Below are 19,481 nucleotides of genomic sequence, written 5' to 3'. Positions count from 1 at the left end.
CCAAAGAAGCAATTGATTTATTTAGAAAAATTATTAAAGTGTTAAATGTGATCAATATCATATAAAATAGTGATTTATTTGCAATGAAACACCTTTTATAGAATACTCAGCTCTAGTTTGATGTGATAGTATTAACCATCATTCTAATTTTGCATCATTTATAAAGATATGTTTAGTTTGCATCCACAACTTGCTCAAGATACATTTTTTGTAGGCGATTTTCCGCTTTCTACATGTCGTTTAATGAATGATATGCAGTTTCCTTGGCTTATTCTTATTCCGCGTGTACCTGGCGTAACTGAGCTGTATGAATTGAGTCAGGCAGATCAAGAGCAATTCTTACGTGAATCAAGTTGGTTATCTAGTCAGCTTGCACGTGTATTCCGTGCTGATAAAATGAATGTTGCAGCATTGGGTAACATGGTTCCTCAGTTGCATTTCCATCATGTGGTTCGTTATCAAAATGACGTGGCTTGGCCTAAACCAGTTTGGGGCACACCAGCAGTTCCATATACGAATGAAGTTCTTGCGCATATGCGTCAAACATTAATGCTTGCTCTACGTGGTCAAGGTGAGATGCCATTTGACTGGCGCATGGATTGATCCCAGAAAACCATTTGTTTATGGATGAATTGATTAGTTTCGGGTTCTGGAGTAGGTAGTGCTATCATTAAGCAATTGGATAGATAGAGACCCTAAGCATTTTGAATATCTTCATCGTGTGATGGGATATGCAATGCTATCTCTACTTTTAGTTGTTTATCACTACACATCCCCAGAAACCAAATATCAAATTTATGTACCCATTCTGCTTGGAATTGTGGCATTAATTCTTCCTAAACTTTCGAATTGGTTGGATTTTAAGTTTGGTTATCATACCAAGCGCAATACACTATTTGCGATAGATGTTGTCATCATTGCGATTATGTTGTCGGCTGTACATCTAAGTTTGGTGCTGACGTTCACTGCAATCTTTGCAATTTTATTTTCCTCTATTAATACCAAAGTTTCCTTTTTCTCAGCCATGCTCACGTGTGTGTTTGGTGTTGCTGTCTTTTATTTTGGTAATATTTTTATTTTTGGATTTGGTGAGTATTTCGAACATACATCATCAGAGCTAACGGTTCTTTCATTTTTATGTTTAATCACCTATTTTGGTGTTGGAATTATCTATCAAAGCCGTCGTATTCGTTATATCCATACCAAGCGTGAATATTATTATAATCAGATGAATCGCTATATGGAGTTCGCAAACCAACTCAGTCGTTATGCGCCATTGCAGCTTTGGCAATCGATTATGAAAGGAGAGTCGGAAGCCAAAATTGAATATAAGCGTAAAAAAATGACAGTTTTTTTTTCCGACATTCAAGGTTTCACTGAGCTATCTGAAACATTAATTCCAGATGATCTTGCTTACTTGCTCAATGATTATTTAAGTCACATGACTGAAATTGCCAAGCAATATGAAGGCACTGTCGATAAATTCATGGGCGATGCTATTTTAATTTTCTTTGGTGATCCAAATACACAAGGTGTAGAGCAAGATGCGAAAACCTGTGTAGAAATGGCAATGGTCATGCGTCAGCAAATGAAGTTGCTTCGTGAACGTTGGATTAAAATGGGTTATCCACCGTTGCATATTCGCATGGGAATCAGTACGGGATATTGCCACGTTGGGAATTATGGTGCTGCACATCGTATGGCCTATACAATTGTAGGTCGTGATGCGAATTTGGCAGCCCGCTTACAAAGTGCAGCAGCAGTTGATGAAATTTTAATTTCTGATGACACCTATAACCTTATTAAAAATGATTATCTGTGTGCGCCTAAATCGCCAATTTATTTGAAAGGGATTCAGGGTCCTGTGAGAACTTGGCAGGTGATGGAGAAGTATACTTCTCAAAAAACGGATTATCAGCGTTGGTTTGATTATGAATACAAGGGTTTTCACTTATTGTTAAACTTGGATGAAGTGCAAAACTTTGAGTATCCTGAGCTGATCACTGTGTTAGATAAAATGATTAAGCGTATTCAAACTCAGCAAAGATTAACCAACTCACAAGGTATTGTGAAGTTAAAACTTGAAGATGAAGTGATTCAGCCTATCGAAAATACGCATACTCATTAAATTAAAATAATACTAAATTGATGTCTTTTTTAAAGTAATCAATTGAATAATAAAAAACCACGCATTTGCGTGGTTTTTTACATAAGAAAGGATCAGTGATTTTCTGAAGCATGGTTGATGGTGTATTTAGGAATCTCAATTTCTAAATCTTCATCAACAATTTCAACTTGGCATGACAAGCGTGAGTCCGGTTCTAAGCCCCAAGCACGGTCTAGCAAGTCAGCTTCAACATCATTCATTTCTTCAAGACTATCAAAACCTTTACGAACAATAACGTGGCAAGTCGTACATGCACATGACATATCACAGGCATGTTCAATTCGGATATTGTTCTTGAGTAAGCTTTCACATAAGTTTGCATTTTGCTCAACTTCAAACTCAGCACCTTCTGGACAGAATTGCGCATGTGGAAGTACTTTAATACGTGGCATAATCTTTACCTTAATTAGTTTGAGTTTGACCAGTCTTCGAGTTTAGTGCCTTTTAATGCAGCATCAATATGTTGATTCATACGTAATGCAGCAAAATTATCACTGTGTATTTTAAGCTGTTCAATTGCTTGTTCAATTGCTTTGATATCTTCACCTTGTAGCTGAGTCTCTAGCTGAGTCTTTGCTGTATTTAGTAGGTCAAGCTGTTCGGTGCTTAGAAGATGCGTATCAACTTTCAAGGCTTGAATCAAAGCTTCAAGTTCACGTTGTGCTTCTACTTTGGTTTCTTGAAGATGACGAAGATTTTTGTCTTCTTCGGCATACTTAAAGCCATCAAGTAATAGTCGTTCGGTGTCTGATTCAGATAAGCCATATGATGGCTTAATATCAATTTGCGCATGTACACCAGAAGTGGTTTCTTTTGCAGCTACAGTGAGTAAACCATCTGCATCAACTTGGAAAGTTACTTCAATACGAGCTTGTCCTGCTGTCATTGGTGGAATACCGTGCAGTACAAAACGACCTAAGCTGCGGCAATGTTCAACCAAATCACGTTCACCTTGTACCACGTGAATCAACATCGCGGTTTGACCATCTTGATAGGTAGTAAATTCTTGGCGGCGTGCAACAGGAATTGCAGTATTTCGAGAAATCAGACGCTCAACTAAGCCACCCATGGTTTCTAAGCCAAGTGAAAGCGGGGTAACGTCTAACAGTAGTGAGCCATCAGTTGAGTTGCCAATTAATTGGTTGGCGGTAATAGATGCGCCAATTGCGACAACTTCATCGGGGTTGATGGTGCATAGTGGTTCTTGATTAAATACAGTCTGAACCGCCTTTTTCACCGCATAAGAGCGCGTCGAGCCACCAACTAAAACCACATTTTGAATGTCATTGAGTTCTAATTTGGCATCACGCATTACCCGCTTACAAACACTGATGGTTTTATCGAGTGCAACTTGAATAATCGATTCAAAGGTAGGGCGATCAAGTTGTAATGATTTATCAAGAAGTTTGAGTTCGACTTCATTTGCATCGGATAAGGCTTCTTTGGCTTTACGTGCGGCAACAATAAAATGTGCATATTCAGCATCATTGAGATGTTCAATGTTTAGTTGCTTTTTTGCCCATTTTACAATCAGACGATCAAGATCATCACCACCTAATGCGGTATGTCCACCGGTTGCTAAAACTTCGAATACGCCTTGTGAGAAACGAAGAATAGAAACGTCAAATGTACCACCACCCAGATCGTAAATCACATAGTTGCGATCAGTTGCCAAATTGGTTTCTTGGTCTAGGCCATAAGCAACGGCAGCTGCTGTTGGTTCATTCAATAGGCGTAGAACACTTAAACCAGCCAATTGAGCGGCATCACGCGTTGCTTGGCGTTGAGCTTCATCAAAATAAGCAGGAACAGTGATAACAGCACCATTAACTGGATTTTTTAGACTTTCTTCAGCACGGTCTTTCAGTTGTTTTAAAATTTCTGCGGAAATTTCAACAGGAGTTTTACGACCTTGTGCAGTTTCAAATGCTGGCATTTGATGATCTTCACCCACAAGGATGTAAGGGTGTTGAAATTTGATGTCGGCTTTAGAGCGCCCCATAAAGCGTTTAACAGAAACAATTGTATTTTTAGGGTCTGCTGTAATAAACGGTTTTGCATCATCGCCATAATGGGCCTGATGCGGGGTGTAGTGAACGATTGAAGGAAGTAACACTCGACCTTGTGCATCGTTAAGAACTTTGGCTTTTCCTGAAAGCACAGTTGCGACTAAAGAGTGAGTTGTACCTAGGTCAATTCCAATCGCGATACGGTGTTCATGAGGCGCACTTGATTGCCCCGGTTCTGCAATTTGCAAGAGTGCCATGCGTTACATCCTTTGAGCAGCAAAATTTAAAATATTAGAAATCATCATCGAGATCGAAACTATCATCATCCAAGAAACGATCTTCGGCTCTGTCTATGTCAAGCATGACTTTTTGAAAGAAACGTAATTTTCTAACTGTGTCACGTGCTTCAGACCAATCTTCATCGATGTAATCGATTTTGAACTCACGAACTAAACCATCAATCCATTGAGAAACTTCTTTTTTAAGTGAGCTGAGATCTTCAGTTGAAGATGCTTCATCAAGTTGCTCACGTATTTCTAATGCAGATTGAAGGAATTCAAAATCACTAATCGACTGATCTAAATGGTGATCTTGTTTTTTGAGCGCTAACAAGTAACCAGCACGGCTATCTACATGAGATAAAACCTTGAATGCTTGATTGATTTCACTTGATTTAATCAAGGCTTGATCTTTATCTTCAGCTTTATCAGGGTGATATTGTTGCTGCAGTTTTAAAAATTCACTTTTTAAACTTGCTAAATCAATATCGAGCGCTACTGGGAGGTTAAACAACTCAAAATGATTCATGGAAGATGGGATCCGCAATAATTTCATGTAAATAAATAGAATTAAAACAGTGTAAAGACACTGTTTTAACGAAGAAGGTGATAGGGGGGTTAAACAGTGAAAGATTCACCGCAACCACATTCACCTTTTTTATTCGGGTTGTTAAATTCGAAGCCTTCATTCAGACCATTTTTAACATAGTCCATTTCCATACCATCGAGATAGACTAGGCTTTTTGGATCTACAAAGACTTTAACACCGAACTGTACAAACATTTCATCATGTGTATCAACTTCATCAACGAATTCGAGTACATATGCTAAGCCTGAACAGCCAGAAGTTTTCACGCCAACGCGAATACCTTCACCCTTACCGCGATTTTTTAAGTAATTGCTGATATGAGTTGCAGCATTTTCAGTTAAATTGATCATGAAAACTCCGTTATTCTTTCACTGATTTTGAAACAATTAAGCTTTAGTTTGCTTGTTGCGATAGTCTTCAACAGCAGCTTTAATTGCATCTTCTGCAAGTACAGAGCAGTGAACTTTTACAGGTGGAAGAGCAAGCTCAGTTGCAATATCAATGTTCTTGATTGCTTGGGCTTGGTCTAAGGTTTTACCTTTTAACCATTCAGTCACTAAAGAACTTGATGCAATTGCAGAACCGCAACCATAAGTTTTAAAGCGAGCTTCTTCAATTACACCTTCGTCGTTAACTTGGATCTGAAGGCGCATAACATCGCCACAAGCTGGCGCGCCAACCATACCAGTACCAACATTTTCAGCGTTTTTATCCAAAACACCAACATTACGAGGGTTTTCGTAATGATCAATTACTTTTTCACTATATGCCATGATGCTTCTCCAAACCTCGGGGTCAGCGTTAATATTAATATGGGGTTAAATTCGGTTTAATCAATGAGATCATACAAGATGACCTCATTGAAAGGAGGGAATTAGTGTTCAGCCCATTCGACTGTAGAAAGGTCAATACCTTCTTTATACATATCCCAAAGCGGAGAAAGTTCGCGTAACTTATCAACAGCAGCTCGGGTCACGCTTAACACATGATCAATATCTTCTTCTGTGGTGTATTTACCAAAGCTGAAGCGAATTGAACTGTGAGCCAACTCATCAGAAAGACCTAATGCACGAAGTACATAAGATGGTTCTAAAGTTGCAGATGTACATGCAGAACCCGAAGAAACCGCAGCATCTTTGAGGGACATCATTAACGATTCACCTTCAACAAAGTTGAAGCTAACGTTTAAATAGTTAGCAACGTTTTGAGTTGGGTGACCATTGAGGAATACTTGCTCAAGATCTTGTAAACCATTCCAAAGTTTGTCGCGCAATACACGTAAGCGGGTTTGTTCGGCAGTCAAGTTTTTGCCTGCAAGTTCAAATGCTTCACCCATACCTACGATTTGGTGTGTTGGTAAAGTACCAGAACGCATACCGCGCTCATGACCACCACCATGCATTTGTGCTTTTAAGCGTACACGTGGGCTACGACGAACAAACAACGCGCCGATGCCTTTAGGGCCATAAATTTTGTGAGCAGAGAAACTCATTAAATCTACTTTTAAAGTTGAAAGATCAATTTCAACTTTACCTGCAGCTTGAGCAGCATCAACGTGGAAGAAAATCTTGTTGGCACGGGTGATTTCACCAATAGCAGCAACATCAGTCACTGTACCAATTTCATTGTTCACCATCATGAGTGAAACAAGAATCGTGTCTGGACGAATAGCGGCTTGAACCATTTCAGGGGTAATTAAACCTGTTTGTGGTAATGGTTCAAGATAAGTAATCTCAAAACCTTCCGACTCTAATTCGCGGCAAGTATCTAAAATTGCTTTATGTTCGATTTTACTGGTGATGATATGCTTACCTTTAGAAGCATAAAATTGAGCTACACCTTTTAATGCTAGGTTGTCAGACTCAGTTGCACCAGAAGTCCACACGATTTCACGTGGGTCTGCTTTAATTAAATTCGCAACTTGTTCGCGCGCGTATTCAACTTTCTCTTCAGCTTGCCAGCCATATGCATGTGAGCGAGAAGCTGGGTTACCAAAAGTACCATCGAAAGTTAAACATTCCATCATGCGTTCTGCGACTTGAGGGTCTACAGGGGTGGTTGCTGCATAATCAAGATAAATCGGACGTTTCATTTCAAATACTACCTGTAACCGATAAAAGGGCTGAATCAAAAGATGCTGTGTTTTGACGAATAGCAACGGTTTGTACGTTGTCACGAGCTACAAGATCAGCAAGTGTGATTTTAGCGAGATAATCGGCAATGTGGTGAGAGAGTTCTTGCCATAAATCATGTGTTAAACACATTGCACCATTTTGACAGTTGCCTTTGTGGTCACAACGTGTTGCATCTACAGTTTCATTTACAGCTTCAATAATTTCTAACACAGTGATGTCTTCAGCGCTGCGAGCAAGGTGATAACCACCATTCGCACCACGAACACTAGAAACTAATCCGTGACGTTTTAACTTGGCAAAAAGCTGTTCAAGATATGCTACGGAAATAGTTTGGCGAGCTGCAATTTCGGCTAATGTGATCGTTTGTTCAGTAGGCTGCAAAGCTAGATCAAGTAGAGCAGTCACCGCGTAGCGACCGCGAGTTGTTAAGCGCATGATTCGATACACATGTTTAGACTAGATGTGTAGATTCTATGAATCCTGACTAAAATAGTCAAGTTTTTTTAAGACCAATTCTTTTCTTTTAATTAATAATAAAAATAGTGATTTATGAAAGCCAAATATTATACACAAATAAACCAATAAGGAGTACCGTGATTACAAAAAAAGCAATGTTAATGCGTTTTTGCTTTTGTTCTATTCGACGAATTCGATTCTTATATTGTTTTACTTCAACTTGAAGCGAGTTAATTTTAGAGCGTTGTTGATCAATCTTTTCTAAGAGTGGAGCAACGCGCTTATTAGATGATGTGATGTTTTCTTCGCCATCTATGGGCTCTAAAAACCATTGTTTCCAATCAGCGAGTACTTTCGGTGCGCTAAACAGTAGCACTAAATCGCGAAATTCATCTTTCAGTGTAATGTCACCATCTATACGCATAGTTTTAATGCTGCGTCTGTTGGCAAAGATAAATATCTTAATCAAATCCATGAGCGTCGTTCTAACATCTAGATCTACAGCTTTTTCAGGAGCTTTAGTGTCAAACAAAATACCATGTTCATTAAATTGTACATAAAAGTCGAAGTAAGGGACGTAGCTATTAATTTTAATTGCGATTTTTTGATCTACGAATTTTTTGGCTTGTAGTGCAACAACAGCATCACGCTTAATGACAAAAGTAAATATTGTTTCTAAAACAATCATGGATGTTGTTAGCAACAAATGTGGTTGATTTTGTCTTTGTTGCGAATCGCTCATAAAACCTAATCCTTGCGGGTAAAAAGTGTCCTATCTCATTGTATGTGTTTGAGGACTGAAATAAATTGCATATTAAACCTGCTTTGTAGAACAGTTTTGCAAATCGATCAAGTGCTAAGTTTGCTATGATGAGTCTATTTATATAAATACAGTGTTGAATGGGACATAAAATAGGCAGGAGTGGCTCAAATGAACAAAACGACAAAAATAGATGAAGAAGATCTCGGAATTCATACGGAAACAGAGAATAAAACAGCCCTAAGACCGCGTTCTAAGTCGAGTTTGGATTTTCGGAAATATACAAAGCAAATTTGGTTGGCTGGATTAGGTGCATTTTCACGTGCGGAAGAAGAGGGAAACAAATTATTTGACTCTTTGGTTAAAGTTGGAGAAGAACTTGAGTCAAAAACCACAGAAATTGCAGATCAGACGGTAGAGAAAGTCTCTGAAAAAGCCAAAGAATCTGTGGGGGATACCAAAGATAAGGTGGAAAAATTAATTGATCATAGTGTGCATCATTCGCTCAATCGAATTGGTTTAGTTACCGTGAAAGATATTCAGCATTTGGAAAATTTGATTTTACAGTTGCATGGCAAAATAGATGCTTTAATTTTAGAAAATGAACAATTGAAAGCAAAAATTGAAAAAAAGTGACAGATTTAGAGAGATTCCTATTTTTTCCAAGCGAATTTACGATTAAATTTGTAGAAAAGCTTAAGTGGAGTATTGCGTTCTCCCCTAAAGCATTGCTATAAAGGCGTTATGGTAATTTAAACTATATCCTTGAACCTTAAATAAACGATATTAGAGGACTTCATCTTCATGAATAAATCAGAATTAATTGATGCAATTGCAGAAAAAGGGGGATTGTCTAAGACTGATGCAGGTAAAGCCTTAGACGCGACAATTGCTTCAATCACAGAAGCGCTTAAAACAGGTGATACAGTGACACTTGTGGGCTTCGGTACTTTTAATGTAAAAGAACGTGCTGCACGTACAGGTCGTAATCCACAAACGGGTGCGACTCTTGAAATTAAAGCCAGCAAAGTTCCTAGCTTTAAAGCAGGTAAAGGTTTAAAAGATTCTGTAGCTTAATCTTTTAACAGATTACCAAACGCGCCTACTTGGCGCGTTTTTTATTAATAATGCTGATTTAATGGCTAAACGCATTCATTCATATCAGGTTTTCGGGTAAAATGCGGCACAAATAAAATATTGGAATACTTATGGAATCTTTTCGTAAAGTTATTAAGGGCTGGTTGGGCAAAGTTTTGCTCATTTTGTTTTTGACCCCTTTAGCACTTGTAGGTATTGAAGGATATTTTAGTAGTGGTAGTTCTAAAGACACTGCAAAAACAGTGAATGGGCAAGAAATCAGTAATAAAGAGTTGGAAAATGCGACGAAGTCGTATAGTCAGCAATATCTATCTTATGTAAATGGCGATGAAACATTGTTGAATCAGTCTTTTATTAAAGATAAAGCTTTGGAGTCATTGATTGCCCGTAATTTATTATTACAACAAGCAAAAAAATTGGGCATTTCATTGAGCGATGCTCAAATTGAGCAAATGATTGCACAACAGCCAAGCTTGCAAGAAAATGGCAAGTTTTCTGAAGCGCTTTATGCGAATTATTTAAAATCAGTGGGTTTAACGAGCCAGGCATTGATTGAAAATTTACGTCAAGATCATGCATTGAAAATGATGACATCAACGGTGCTGGATTATGCCTTGGTGAGTAAGGTTGATATTCAACAAATTGCGAATTTGCAAACTGAACAACGTACGATTCATTTGGCAAGCATCAAGCTTGATGAGTATAAAAAAGGCATTCAAGTTAGCCAGCAAGAAGTTTCTGATTATTATAACAAACATAAAAATGCATTCAGACAAGTTGCAAGTGTAGATGTTGATTTTGTCGTTTTAAGTCCAGCGAATGTACCTGCGGCAAATGTACAAATTTCAGATGCAGAATTACAACAAGCTTATGCAAAGTTTGTTGAAGCGCAGAAGTCTACAGTTAAGCCTTTAGTGAAGCATATTCTTATTACGGCTGATTCGCGCTCAGATGCTGAAGCGAAGAAATTAGCGGATAATGTAGCTGCTCAAATTAAAGCGGGTATGAGTTTTAGTGATGCTGCTCAAAAGTATTCAGATGATACTGACTCAAAATCAAAAGGTGGCGTCATTGCTGCCTATGATAAAGGGGTGTTTGGTGATGCATTTGATACGGCCGTTACATCATTAAAGTCAGGTCAAGTTTCTGCACCAGTGAAAACGCAATATGGTTATCACATTATTTCTGCTGAAGCACCTGCAATGAAATTACCGTCTTTTGAATCGGAAAAGCCGCGTTTAATTGCGGAAGTGCAAAAAGCGAAAACTGCCAATGCATTCTCTGATACCGTGAATAACTTGAATGAAATGGTGGTGGGCAGTGATGCACTTGATACCGTGGCTCAAGAAGTTAAAGGTGTACAAGTTCAATCAATTAAAGGTTTAACCTTAGGTATGCAGCATCCAGTTTTAAGTGAGGCAAATGTAAAAGCTAAACTATTTAATGACGATGTGAAAAATGGTGATCGTAATGCTTCAAGTAATATCCAATTAGCCAGTGGTGATGTTGTTTGGGTAAAAGTACGTGATTATCATGCAGCTGGTGAGCAAACTTTGGCTGAAGCAAGTGCACGTGTGAAAGCAACATTGATTGAAGTAAAAGCAACTGCTGCTGCAAAAGCGAAGATTCAAAAAGCATTGGAGGAGTTTAAAACTCAACCTGCTGCAACGGTTCTGGCTAAAAATCAATTAAGTTTTGAAGATGCAGGTGTGTTTACCCGCTCTCAAGGTTTAAAACGTCAAATTGAGCGCGCAGCATTTAGTGTGCCTGCACCTAAAGCTGGTATGTGGTCTGTAACAACAGCGTCTTTACCAAATGAGTTTGTTGTGGTTGCAATTTCTAATGTCAATAAGACTGCTGCAAGTGCTTTGACACCAGAACAGTTAACAGAATTGACGAAGCTTTATCAACAACTTCGTGGTCAGCAAGAGCTTGATGACTACACGCAATACTTAAAAAGCCAAGCGAAAATTAAATAAAATATAGTCATAAAAAAAACCAGCCTAGGCTGGTTTTTTTATGACGATTAAATTATGAAATTATTCAGTACGAACAATAATTTCATAGCCTGTATATTTACGGATATTAATTACACCTGTATCGAGCAGTAGGTATTGTCCTTTAATACCTTGCAGCTTGCCGCGAATGATTGGGGTTTTATCCAAATTGTGCGATTTAATCTTTTCTGGATAGTGCTCTACAGGATAGATAAACTCACGGGGTTGTTCATTCTCAAGTAATTCAACAGTTTCATTAAATTCAAGATTTTGACTAAATTCATCACGAATAGTTTGAATTTTAGGGGAAAATTCTTCAATCAATTGCTCACGCACTTCAAGTAAATTTAAAGGTTCAGCTTCACCTTTAAGAAGTTTACGCCAGTCGGTTTTATCGGCAACTTGAGTCCCAAACATAATTTCGAGTTGACCTGATAAACGACGAGAACCCACTTTCATAATCGGAAGGGCTTGAGTGGCACCTTGGTCCAACCAGCGTGTCGGCATTTGTCCCAGTCGAGTGATTCCGACTTTTAAAGCGCTAGAATTGGCTAAATAAACAATATGCGGTTGAAAACAGACTTCGTGAGCAAAACTATCTTCACGGCAAGTCCCGAGATGATAATGGCATGTCTCAGGTTTCATAATACACATGTCGCAAGATGCTTTGGTTTTAAAACATTTAAAACAATGCCCTTGAGAATAAGACTTCGGTGTTTTGCTGCCACAAGAAACACAGTAAATATTTCCAGTCCATTCCAACTCAATTTCTTGACCTAAACTGAATGGAAGCTCAATTTCTGCACGATCTAAGATAAATTTATATTCAACATTTGCCTTGCGAGTCTGTTGATCAGTTACACTAAGGTCTTTGAGACCTGCCTGCATTTTATGACAAATGCCTTGTAGTTCCATGAAAAGCTCACTCAAATAATAAGGATGCAGTTATGGCTGAACAGAATGTCATCACTTCTATGCTAGACGATTTATCTCAGGAACAGCCTATTCAAACTGCATTGTGTATTGGTCAAAATTTAGAACAATATGACCAGAATCAATCAATTCGTTGGACTTATTTTAACGTAACTGAGTTGCTAAGTCTGCCTTTTACTCAGCGTTATGATTTGGGATTTGTTGTATTAGATAATCTAGAGATGAGTGGTTTGTCGGATACAACCAAAGCACAATTTTTAGTGAAGCTACGCGATTTAATGGCGAAAAAATTGGTTGTGGTCACGAATGAGCAAGATCATAAATTAATGCGCTCGCTTGGTTTTACCCAACTCATTGAAAAGTCAGCACAGGATAATGATTTGGCCATTTGGCAATTCAACATTCTAAATTACAAACATGTCCCAGATTGGTTTAACTCTAAATATTGGGCGAATCCTGAAAATTGGAATAAATTTCGCTGGTAATTTTCCGTTTGGGGAACAATTGTAAAAATGAGTTTGTGCTTTTTTAAGTTTGAACAAACTCATTATTTATTTTGCCAATGAGCATTTTCATCTTTTATAATAAGCTGCTTTCCTTTTTTTGACATTTGTCACACATCTTCCCAATATGATGCCTTTATTTACTGATTCTTTGCAAAATCAGCCATTTTCTATTTTCCTAGAATATCTGCCGACTAAGCACGCACAACCTGTGCCATCGAGTATAGGTGGCTATCCAGTTATCATGACAATTGCTGATCGTGTGCGTACAGATGATGATCCAGAACCATTGGCAATTGCTCAAAATTATGCAGCTGAGATTCCGAAAATCTTACATTTTTCGGGTAAAGGGCGAGATATAGCAGATTTTAATGCATTTATTCGAGCGGCACAGGAACAAGGTTATTCGAATGTGTTGTTGCTGACGGGTGATAAATTAAAGCATCATCAAAATGGTCAGGAGATAAATTTTCCACGGACACGTTATTTAGAATCAGTGAATGCTGTAATGCAGTGCAAAAAGCTTGCACCTGAAATAAAAGTTGGAGTAGCACTAAATCCGTTTAAGTATGCAAAAGCTGAGCACGATGCGCAATATTATAAATTGGATAAAAAAGTGCGGGCAGGAGCTGACTATGTCGTAACTCAATTAGGGTTTGACTTGGATGCGTTAAAGGAAGCGAAGCAATATTTAGAAAACCAGCATTTACAGGTTGATTTGTTTGCGTGTGTGATGCCATTAACAGCAGCGCGTGCAGAATTTATGGTCAAACAGAAAGTTGCAGGAATTGTTTTGACGCCTCATCTTTTGCAGTTGCTGAAACAAGAACAGGGTAGAGATGCTGTCATTGCAGAACAGAATGTCTATGCACGTTGTGCTTTGCAGATTTTAATTTGCCGTTACTGGGGATTTGCTGGAGTGCACTTATCCGCCTGCCATAAGCCAGAAGAGCAACAAAAGTTAGAACAGGCTCTCGCGCGTTTTCAGGATTTTAGTTTTGATCAGTGCATACAGCTATGGCGTGAGCTGCATCAATTACAGTCGGGGGATGAGCTTAAACTTAAACCTGATGTGTTGCAAAAAAAAGTGTCTACAGAACAAGTGCTCAAGTATAAAAGTATGCAACTTATGCATGACTCCATGTTCGATTCCAAGATTGCGAGGAACTTAGGAAGCAAATTTTTTAATCCTAAGCATTGGTCAGGTCATTTTGCAAATAAACTGCTTATAAAATCAGAATATTTGTCTAAACATGGTGTGGTAGGCTGTGAAAGCTGTGGTCAGTGTCGCCTTGCAGATACTTTATATATCTGTCCTGAAACCTGTCCTAAAGGTTTGGCCAATGGCCCTTGTGGAGGCACAACTTTGGATCTTTGCGAATTTGGAGATCGAGAGTGTATTCACTCGGTAAAAGCGCGTTTAGCACAACAAGTGAATCAAGTGGGTATATTGAAAGAACGCCTGATTGATACAGTGCCGATAGAATCGCGTGGTACAAGTTCTTGGGTGAATTGGTTTAAGCCTAAATAAAAAACACGCCGAAGCGTGTTTTTTATAAAATTGGTGAGGATTAGAAGTTGTATTCCATGCCTGTACCAATCACAGTGCGTTTGTCATCTTCTTTAAGCCAATCACGTTTTTGTTGCGCTACGATGCCGTAGAAACGTGCTTGTTTGTTAATTTTGTAGTCTAAACCGATACCGTACTGATCAATTGTACGATCATCATAACCATCACGCGCGGTTTTAGCTGATTGATATTGTCCTTTTACAGCAAAAGGTGTGCTGCCGATTTTATAAGTTACTGCTGCAACCCAAGAGTCTTCTTGTAAGCCTTTGTAGTTAGCTAGAATTGCTTGATTGTTTGTATCTTTTTTACCAGTGTCATAAGCAGTTAAGTCATCTTTTGGTTCAGCATGTTGCCACAAGCCACCCAGTACAAGACCTTTTAGACCAACGGTGCTGAAATCATAAGAGCCAGTTACGCGGTAAGCATCAGAGTAAATATCTTTTAAGCTGTAAGCGTTGTATTTACCTTGAATGCCTGAGTTACCAGCAGCTGCTAACGCTAGACCTAAATCTTTATTTTCATAGTTAACAGAAGCTGAAACAGCATCGCCAAAGTTATTGCGAGTATCATCGTTACCTGTTGCACCTTTGGCTGGATCAGTAGAGCTTTCACCTTGTTGGAACATTACGTTGAATGATAAGCCAGCAAGTAATTTAGGGTCAGATTCAAAGCCAACGACATTGTTTGAACGTTCTTCACCATACATGGTGTTTGTGATATCTAAAATTGTGTGGTCATTGAAGATATCTTGATTATTGCCAGCAGCAGTTTTGAAGTAAGAGTCAAATTTACCTACTTTTAACGCACCAATACCATCACTTTTTAAGCCGATGAAGCGGTTACGAGCACTTAAGTCGGTATCAGAACCAGAACCATCAGTTGCGATTGCCCATTCAGCTAAATAGATTGCAGATAATTTTTCTGTTAGCTTTTCTTCCCCTTTAATACCAAAGCGAGAAGCATTAGAGTTGATTTCAGTCACATCACTCTTGCCATCAAAACTTTTGTTATCAACATTGTCGATCGATACATTTAGTTTACCGTACAATGTTGGCGCTGCCTGTGCTGCGTTTAAGCTTAAAGTGGTCACTGCTGCAGCAAGTAGCAATTTTTTCATTGAGATTTCTCCAAAACACGATTTTTATGGCAAGTGCCTACAAACTCTTATTTTCAGCGCGCTTCTGTACAATTCGTTACATAGCTCACCAACTTGCTATGCAGTATCTGCAAACTATGTGACAGCAAAGTGAAAACTAAATGACAGTTTGATGACGAGGCGTGATTGGATAACTCTCAGTTTTATTTTGATTTTTTACCGAATATAAAAAATGGAGCCGAATGGCTCCATTTGCTGTGTAGATAATCAAATTATGATTTTAATGCTGCTTTAATTTTTTCAGCTTGAGCTTTAATCTTTTCTTGATCACCCATTTGTGCAGCATGCTTGCCTAACTGATGTACATTGGTCGGAATAAGGTGAAAATGGATATGTGGAACAGTTTGTCCAGCCGCAGCCCCACTTAATTGCATTAAGATAATGCCATCCACGCCAAGTGCTTTTTCGATTGCGCGAGCAATTTTTTGTGTAACCTGAATGGTATAAGCAGCAGCTTCAGCTGGAAGATCGAGCAAGTTTACTGCTGGTGTTTTAGGAATGACTAGGGTGTGACCTTCAGCTTGCGGCATGATATCCATAAAAGCAAGAACCTGTTCATCTTCATACACTTTGATTGCAGGAAGCTCTCCACGAAGGATTCTTGCAAAAATATTTTGATCATCGTAAGCCATAATTATTCCTTTAACGGTCTCCATTTAGGGAGAAGCTTGGTGGTTATTTACAATTTAATTCTTTCTGACGTGCTTTGATTTCGTCAAGGCGTTGCTGTTCTTTATCTGAAAATTTAGGTTTGGTGGTATAGCAGTTGTCATTACCAAACTTTGCTTTTGCTTCAGGGTCTTTGAAACAGAAACCTTTAGATGCATAAATCACATCATGATCATTTTTGAGTTTTTGACACTCTTGCTCTGGCGTTGCAGCCATCGTATTTGCGCCAATAAAGGTTGATAGACCTGCAAGACAAGCAATAAGCAACTTACTCATAAGAGTTTCCTCATGGTTTGTAACAGTATATGTTTAATACCTTATTACAATATTGGGTTTAATTTGTCATCTTCAATGGCAATAAATTACTCTAACGTAATTTTGTCCAACATGATAGGTAAAAGTTATATATATCAATGGTTTTATAAAATTAAATTGATAATAAAGATTTAACTTATTTTACTTTAATTGTTATTGTGTCTAGTCGAACGTTATGCTGGACTTTTTTGAATTTGTTGTGGGGGAATGACATGATTGAAAATTTTTATAAATATCTTGGGGCTTTACATGATTCTAGATTGTATGGATTCTTACTTGATTGGAATCCAGAATTATGGAAATTCGATGTGATTTTATATGTCCATATATTTTCTGATTTTGATTGTGAATTGGAGCAATATTCTCTTGAGAAAGCATTAGTGACTTTTGAAAATGCTTCGATTAATAAATTCAGTATTACGAATGATTTAAGTTGTGGGCAATTTTACATCATTGATTACGAAGTTAAAGAGGTGGGAAATGGTAAATATCAATTTGTTTTTGAATTTAATGATGCTGAGCCAGAATTGATTATTACGGCTGAGAATATGCGGCTTACAACCTCAGGAACGGTAGTAGTTAAAGATGAGCAACATCTTGCTACTGACTGGTCAAAATTATTTGATTAAAAGATAGCGGTATATTAGCCAATTTAGAGATTCTGATTTTGCAGAAATAGTTAAAATAAAAAAAGCCTGCTATTAGATAGAGGCTTTTTTATTGCATCATAGAAACTTAAATCACTCCAGCGTAATTTTGCTCCAAGATTCATATAATTTGACTGCACTAGAAAAATCACTTTCTGAAGGCGAAAGATCACTTGCTGCTTGTATCAGACTTTGTGTCAACGCAATTACAGGTGCTGAAAGTTTAGCATCACGGACCAAATCTAATGCTATTCCAGTATCCTTTGCCAATAATGGTAAAGCAAAGGTAAGCGGGAAGCTGCGGTTTAAGACACGTTGAGGTAATACAGTTTCAGTCACACCACTTTTACCACTAGAGGCATTAATGCAATCTAATGCTTCACCCAAATTTACACCATGTGCTTTTAAAGTGGTAAAGCCTTCGGCTACTGAGCAAAGATTGACCGCAAGAAGCATATTATTCACAGCTTTCACAGCGAAACCAGCACCTGAGTTACCTACATGCTTAATGAGTTTTCCAATCGCTTGCAAGGCAGGGAGTGCTTTTTCGAATGCTTCTGCATCACCACCGACCATTACGGTCAGTGTGGCATTTTCAGCCCCAATCGTTTGACCACTTACAGGGGCATCTAAGAAAGAACCCTGTTGTATGTTTAAAGCTTCTGCCAGATTTTTAGCAGACTCTGGTACACCACTCGTGCAATCAATCCAAATACTACCTGCTTTTAATTCTAGTCCAGAAATAAGTGCTTCAACATCTTGGCTAGTTGGAAGGCAAGAAAAAATAATGTCTGCTTGAACTGCATCTTGTAAAGAAACAGCAAGGGTTCCGTATTCAGCTGCATGTTGCTCGGCTTTGGAGAAATTACGATTCCAAACAAACACGGTTTCAAAATGTTTAGGAAGATGAGCAGCCATGCGATATCCCATAGCACCTAAACCAATAAAAGCAACTGAATGAATCATAATTTTTCCTTTATATCTTTGTCGATCTTTGTTCTAGCCATGAAGTGAGTTTGGGCCAAAATTGTTCAGCACTTGCTTTGTTCGACATTAAGCCCAAATGCCCTCCGGGGATTAGAGTAAACGTGACATCTTGGCTGTTTGTCAATTCGCATAATGGTTTTATTGCGGCTTCAGTCACAAGTTGATCAGTTTCACCTGCGCCAATCAACAAAGATGAAGTGATTGAATTTAATTTGATTTGTTTATCTTCTAGCTGAATAACCCCATTTTTTAGTTCGTTTTTCAGCCAAATCTTAAAAATCATATCTTGGTTAATGCCACCAGGATAATCAATCATATTATTTAGAAACTGGCTAATGGTGGCATTTTCACTGATGGTTTCCAAATCATCCAAGTTATTCAAAAGGGTTTTATAGCTTGCATACCAGCCTTTAGGATCTAAAATTTTAAAACTAATAGAATTTAAGCGCCCTGACGTATGCGTAAATTTTTTTGGAATATGACTAGAAAACAAGTATTGACTTAGTGATGGTTTCTTTTGGATAAGGTGATACATATTTTGATTGATTTTACCAATGAATCCAGAGGCATAACTATCAATAGGACTGCCTAAAACCATTAAGTTTTTAACAAAATTCGGCTTGTGTAAGGCACTATAGAGTAAAACAAAAATGCCCGCCATACTCCAACCATGCAGTGAAATTTGCTCAGATTGAGCATGACTGCGTATTTTATTAATGCAGTCAGGGAGTGCGTAGTCGACGATGGTAAGAAAATGAATATGTCGGTCACGAAAACGAAAGTGTTTCCATTCGATTAAATACACATCAAAACCTTGATTTTGAAAATGCTTCACTAAAGACCGATAAGGAAACAAATCGTATATCGCCATATTAATGGCAAAAGGTGCCACAAAAACCAGTGGTTCTAAATAATGCTTTGACGCGGCTGGATAGTAACGCACTTTAGAATAATCATTGTGAGCGACAATTTCATAAGGTGTGCTTTCAGACAAAATAAGTGAATGTTGTTTAAAGACACGAGTCGATAAGTTTTTGAGTTGGACTTTCTTACTAGAGATCCGTTGTCTGAGTTTTGTCATCGAGGGCATATTCATTGACCTACTTGAAGATTTGCTCGAAGTCTAAACGATAATTTTATATTTTACCTTGACCTGAAATGCCGTAGACGCTCAAAATGTTGGCAATTATTCACAAAGGCAGTTCTGAGAAC

22 protein-coding genes are annotated in these 19,481 nt (G+C 38.2%); 8 read left to right on the top strand and 14 right to left on the bottom strand.

Going from position 1 to position 19,481, the window contains the following annotated elements; translation table 11 throughout:
- Positions 1-168: 168 nt before the first annotated feature.
- Together E0H87_RS00205 and E0H87_RS00200 are read left to right on the top strand one after the other, a co-directional pair.
- Complete coding sequence (locus tag E0H87_RS00205; protein ID WP_100241678.1) at positions 169-603, top strand: HIT domain-containing protein; 435 nt, start codon at positions 169-171, stop codon at positions 601-603.
- A 121-nt stretch (positions 604-724) separates the two neighbouring features.
- Positions 725-2,128, top strand: coding sequence for an adenylate/guanylate cyclase domain-containing protein (locus E0H87_RS00200; RefSeq protein WP_131322475.1), 1,404 nt, complete (start codon positions 725-727; stop codon positions 2,126-2,128).
- Positions 2,129-2,220: 92 nt separating this feature from the next.
- Here E0H87_RS00200 and fdx read toward each other — a convergent pair whose 3' ends face one another.
- From fdx to E0H87_RS00160, 8 genes are all read right to left on the bottom strand, one after another.
- On the bottom strand, positions 2,221-2,559 hold the full coding sequence (gene fdx, locus E0H87_RS00195) for an ISC system 2Fe-2S type ferredoxin (protein ID WP_116760836.1): 339 nt from the start codon (positions 2,557-2,559) through the stop codon (positions 2,221-2,223).
- Positions 2,560-2,573: 14 nt separating this feature from the next.
- Entirely contained in the window at positions 2,574-4,433 is a 1,860-nt protein-coding gene (gene hscA / locus E0H87_RS00190) for a Fe-S protein assembly chaperone HscA (protein WP_131321295.1), read from the bottom strand.
- A 34-nt stretch (positions 4,434-4,467) separates the two neighbouring features.
- Positions 4,468-4,983: a Fe-S protein assembly co-chaperone HscB gene (hscB, locus tag E0H87_RS00185; RefSeq protein ID WP_131321293.1), complete on the bottom strand. Its 516-nt coding sequence runs from the start codon at positions 4,981-4,983 to the stop codon at positions 4,468-4,470.
- 89 nt (positions 4,984-5,072) lie between these two features.
- On the bottom strand, positions 5,073-5,393 hold the full coding sequence (iscA, locus tag E0H87_RS00180; protein WP_116760830.1) for an iron-sulfur cluster assembly protein IscA: 321 nt from the start codon (positions 5,391-5,393) through the stop codon (positions 5,073-5,075).
- Between the two features lie 36 nt (positions 5,394-5,429).
- A complete protein-coding gene (gene iscU / locus E0H87_RS00175) occupies positions 5,430-5,816 on the bottom strand; it encodes a Fe-S cluster assembly scaffold IscU (RefSeq protein WP_016166297.1) in 387 nt (128 codons plus the stop codon).
- Positions 5,817-5,917: 101 nt separating this feature from the next.
- Positions 5,918-7,135, bottom strand: a complete 1,218-nt coding sequence (locus E0H87_RS00170) for an IscS subfamily cysteine desulfurase (protein WP_131321291.1) — start codon at positions 7,133-7,135, stop codon at positions 5,918-5,920.
- 1 nt (position 7,136) lies between these two features.
- A complete protein-coding gene (locus tag E0H87_RS00165; RefSeq protein WP_016166295.1) occupies positions 7,137-7,613 on the bottom strand; it encodes an Rrf2 family transcriptional regulator in 477 nt (158 codons plus the stop codon).
- 112 nt (positions 7,614-7,725) lie between these two features.
- Positions 7,726-8,376, bottom strand: a complete 651-nt coding sequence (locus E0H87_RS00160; RefSeq protein WP_131321289.1) for a hypothetical protein — start codon at positions 8,374-8,376, stop codon at positions 7,726-7,728.
- A 189-nt stretch (positions 8,377-8,565) separates the two neighbouring features.
- Between E0H87_RS00160 and E0H87_RS00155 the strand changes: the two genes are divergently transcribed.
- The 3 genes from E0H87_RS00155 to E0H87_RS00145 all read left to right on the top strand — a co-directional run bounded on the left by E0H87_RS00155 (position 8,566) and on the right by E0H87_RS00145 (position 11,471).
- Positions 8,566-9,030 carry a phasin family protein gene (locus E0H87_RS00155; protein WP_131322474.1) on the top strand — a complete coding sequence of 155 codons (465 nt, stop codon included), beginning with the start codon at positions 8,566-8,568 and terminating at the stop codon, positions 9,028-9,030.
- Positions 9,031-9,198: 168 nt separating this feature from the next.
- Positions 9,199-9,471 carry an HU family DNA-binding protein gene (locus E0H87_RS00150; protein ID WP_131321287.1) on the top strand — a complete coding sequence of 91 codons (273 nt, stop codon included), beginning with the start codon at positions 9,199-9,201 and terminating at the stop codon, positions 9,469-9,471.
- A gap of 131 nt (positions 9,472-9,602) precedes the next feature.
- The gene (locus E0H87_RS00145) at positions 9,603-11,471 is read left to right on the top strand and encodes a SurA N-terminal domain-containing protein (protein WP_131321285.1); all 1,869 of its coding nucleotides are present in this window, start codon (positions 9,603-9,605) and stop codon (positions 11,469-11,471) included.
- Positions 11,472-11,531: 60 nt separating this feature from the next.
- On the opposite strand, the gene E0H87_RS00140 is transcribed toward E0H87_RS00145, so the two are convergent.
- The gene (locus E0H87_RS00140; protein ID WP_131321283.1) at positions 11,532-12,404 is read right to left on the bottom strand and encodes a DUF2797 domain-containing protein; all 873 of its coding nucleotides are present in this window, start codon (positions 12,402-12,404) and stop codon (positions 11,532-11,534) included.
- A gap of 32 nt (positions 12,405-12,436) precedes the next feature.
- On the opposite strand from E0H87_RS00140, the gene E0H87_RS00135 reads away from it, so the two are divergent.
- Positions 12,437-12,907 (top strand): DUF6231 family protein, encoded by a 471-nt coding sequence (locus tag E0H87_RS00135; RefSeq protein ID WP_131321282.1) that lies wholly within the window; start codon positions 12,437-12,439, stop codon positions 12,905-12,907.
- A gap of 148 nt (positions 12,908-13,055) precedes the next feature.
- A complete protein-coding gene (locus E0H87_RS00130) occupies positions 13,056-14,456 on the top strand; it encodes a methylenetetrahydrofolate reductase C-terminal domain-containing protein (protein WP_131322473.1) in 1,401 nt (466 codons plus the stop codon).
- A 40-nt stretch (positions 14,457-14,496) separates the two neighbouring features.
- Here the strand turns inward: E0H87_RS00130 and E0H87_RS00125 are convergent, their stop codons facing one another.
- The 3 genes from E0H87_RS00125 to E0H87_RS00115 form a co-directional block, all read right to left on the bottom strand.
- Positions 14,497-15,612: a porin gene (locus E0H87_RS00125; RefSeq protein ID WP_131321280.1), complete on the bottom strand. Its 1,116-nt coding sequence runs from the start codon at positions 15,610-15,612 to the stop codon at positions 14,497-14,499.
- 251 nt (positions 15,613-15,863) lie between these two features.
- Positions 15,864-16,283, bottom strand: coding sequence for an HIT family protein (locus E0H87_RS00120; protein WP_131321278.1), 420 nt, complete (start codon positions 16,281-16,283; stop codon positions 15,864-15,866).
- 43 nt (positions 16,284-16,326) lie between these two features.
- Positions 16,327-16,596 carry a YARHG domain-containing protein gene (locus tag E0H87_RS00115; RefSeq protein ID WP_131321277.1) on the bottom strand — a complete coding sequence of 90 codons (270 nt, stop codon included), beginning with the start codon at positions 16,594-16,596 and terminating at the stop codon, positions 16,327-16,329.
- Between the two features lie 251 nt (positions 16,597-16,847).
- On the opposite strand from E0H87_RS00115, the gene E0H87_RS00110 reads away from it, so the two are divergent.
- Positions 16,848-17,264, top strand: coding sequence for a hypothetical protein (locus tag E0H87_RS00110; RefSeq protein ID WP_131321276.1), 417 nt, complete (start codon positions 16,848-16,850; stop codon positions 17,262-17,264).
- Positions 17,265-17,375: 111 nt separating this feature from the next.
- Here E0H87_RS00110 and E0H87_RS00105 read toward each other — a convergent pair whose 3' ends face one another.
- Both E0H87_RS00105 and E0H87_RS00100 read right to left on the bottom strand, forming a co-directional pair.
- On the bottom strand, positions 17,376-18,248 hold the full coding sequence (locus E0H87_RS00105) for an NAD(P)-dependent oxidoreductase (protein WP_131321275.1): 873 nt from the start codon (positions 18,246-18,248) through the stop codon (positions 17,376-17,378).
- A gap of 10 nt (positions 18,249-18,258) precedes the next feature.
- Complete coding sequence (locus E0H87_RS00100) at positions 18,259-19,350, bottom strand: alpha/beta fold hydrolase (RefSeq protein WP_131321274.1); 1,092 nt, start codon at positions 19,348-19,350, stop codon at positions 18,259-18,261.
- Positions 19,351-19,481: the final 131 nt, after the last annotated feature.

Origin of the sequence: Acinetobacter sp. ANC 4178, assembly GCF_004331175.1 — a bacterium.
Taxonomy (GTDB): domain Bacteria; phylum Pseudomonadota; class Gammaproteobacteria; order Pseudomonadales; family Moraxellaceae; genus Acinetobacter.
The sequence above is the reverse complement of the archived record's forward strand: the minus strand, read 5'-3'. Positions and strand labels throughout refer to the sequence as shown.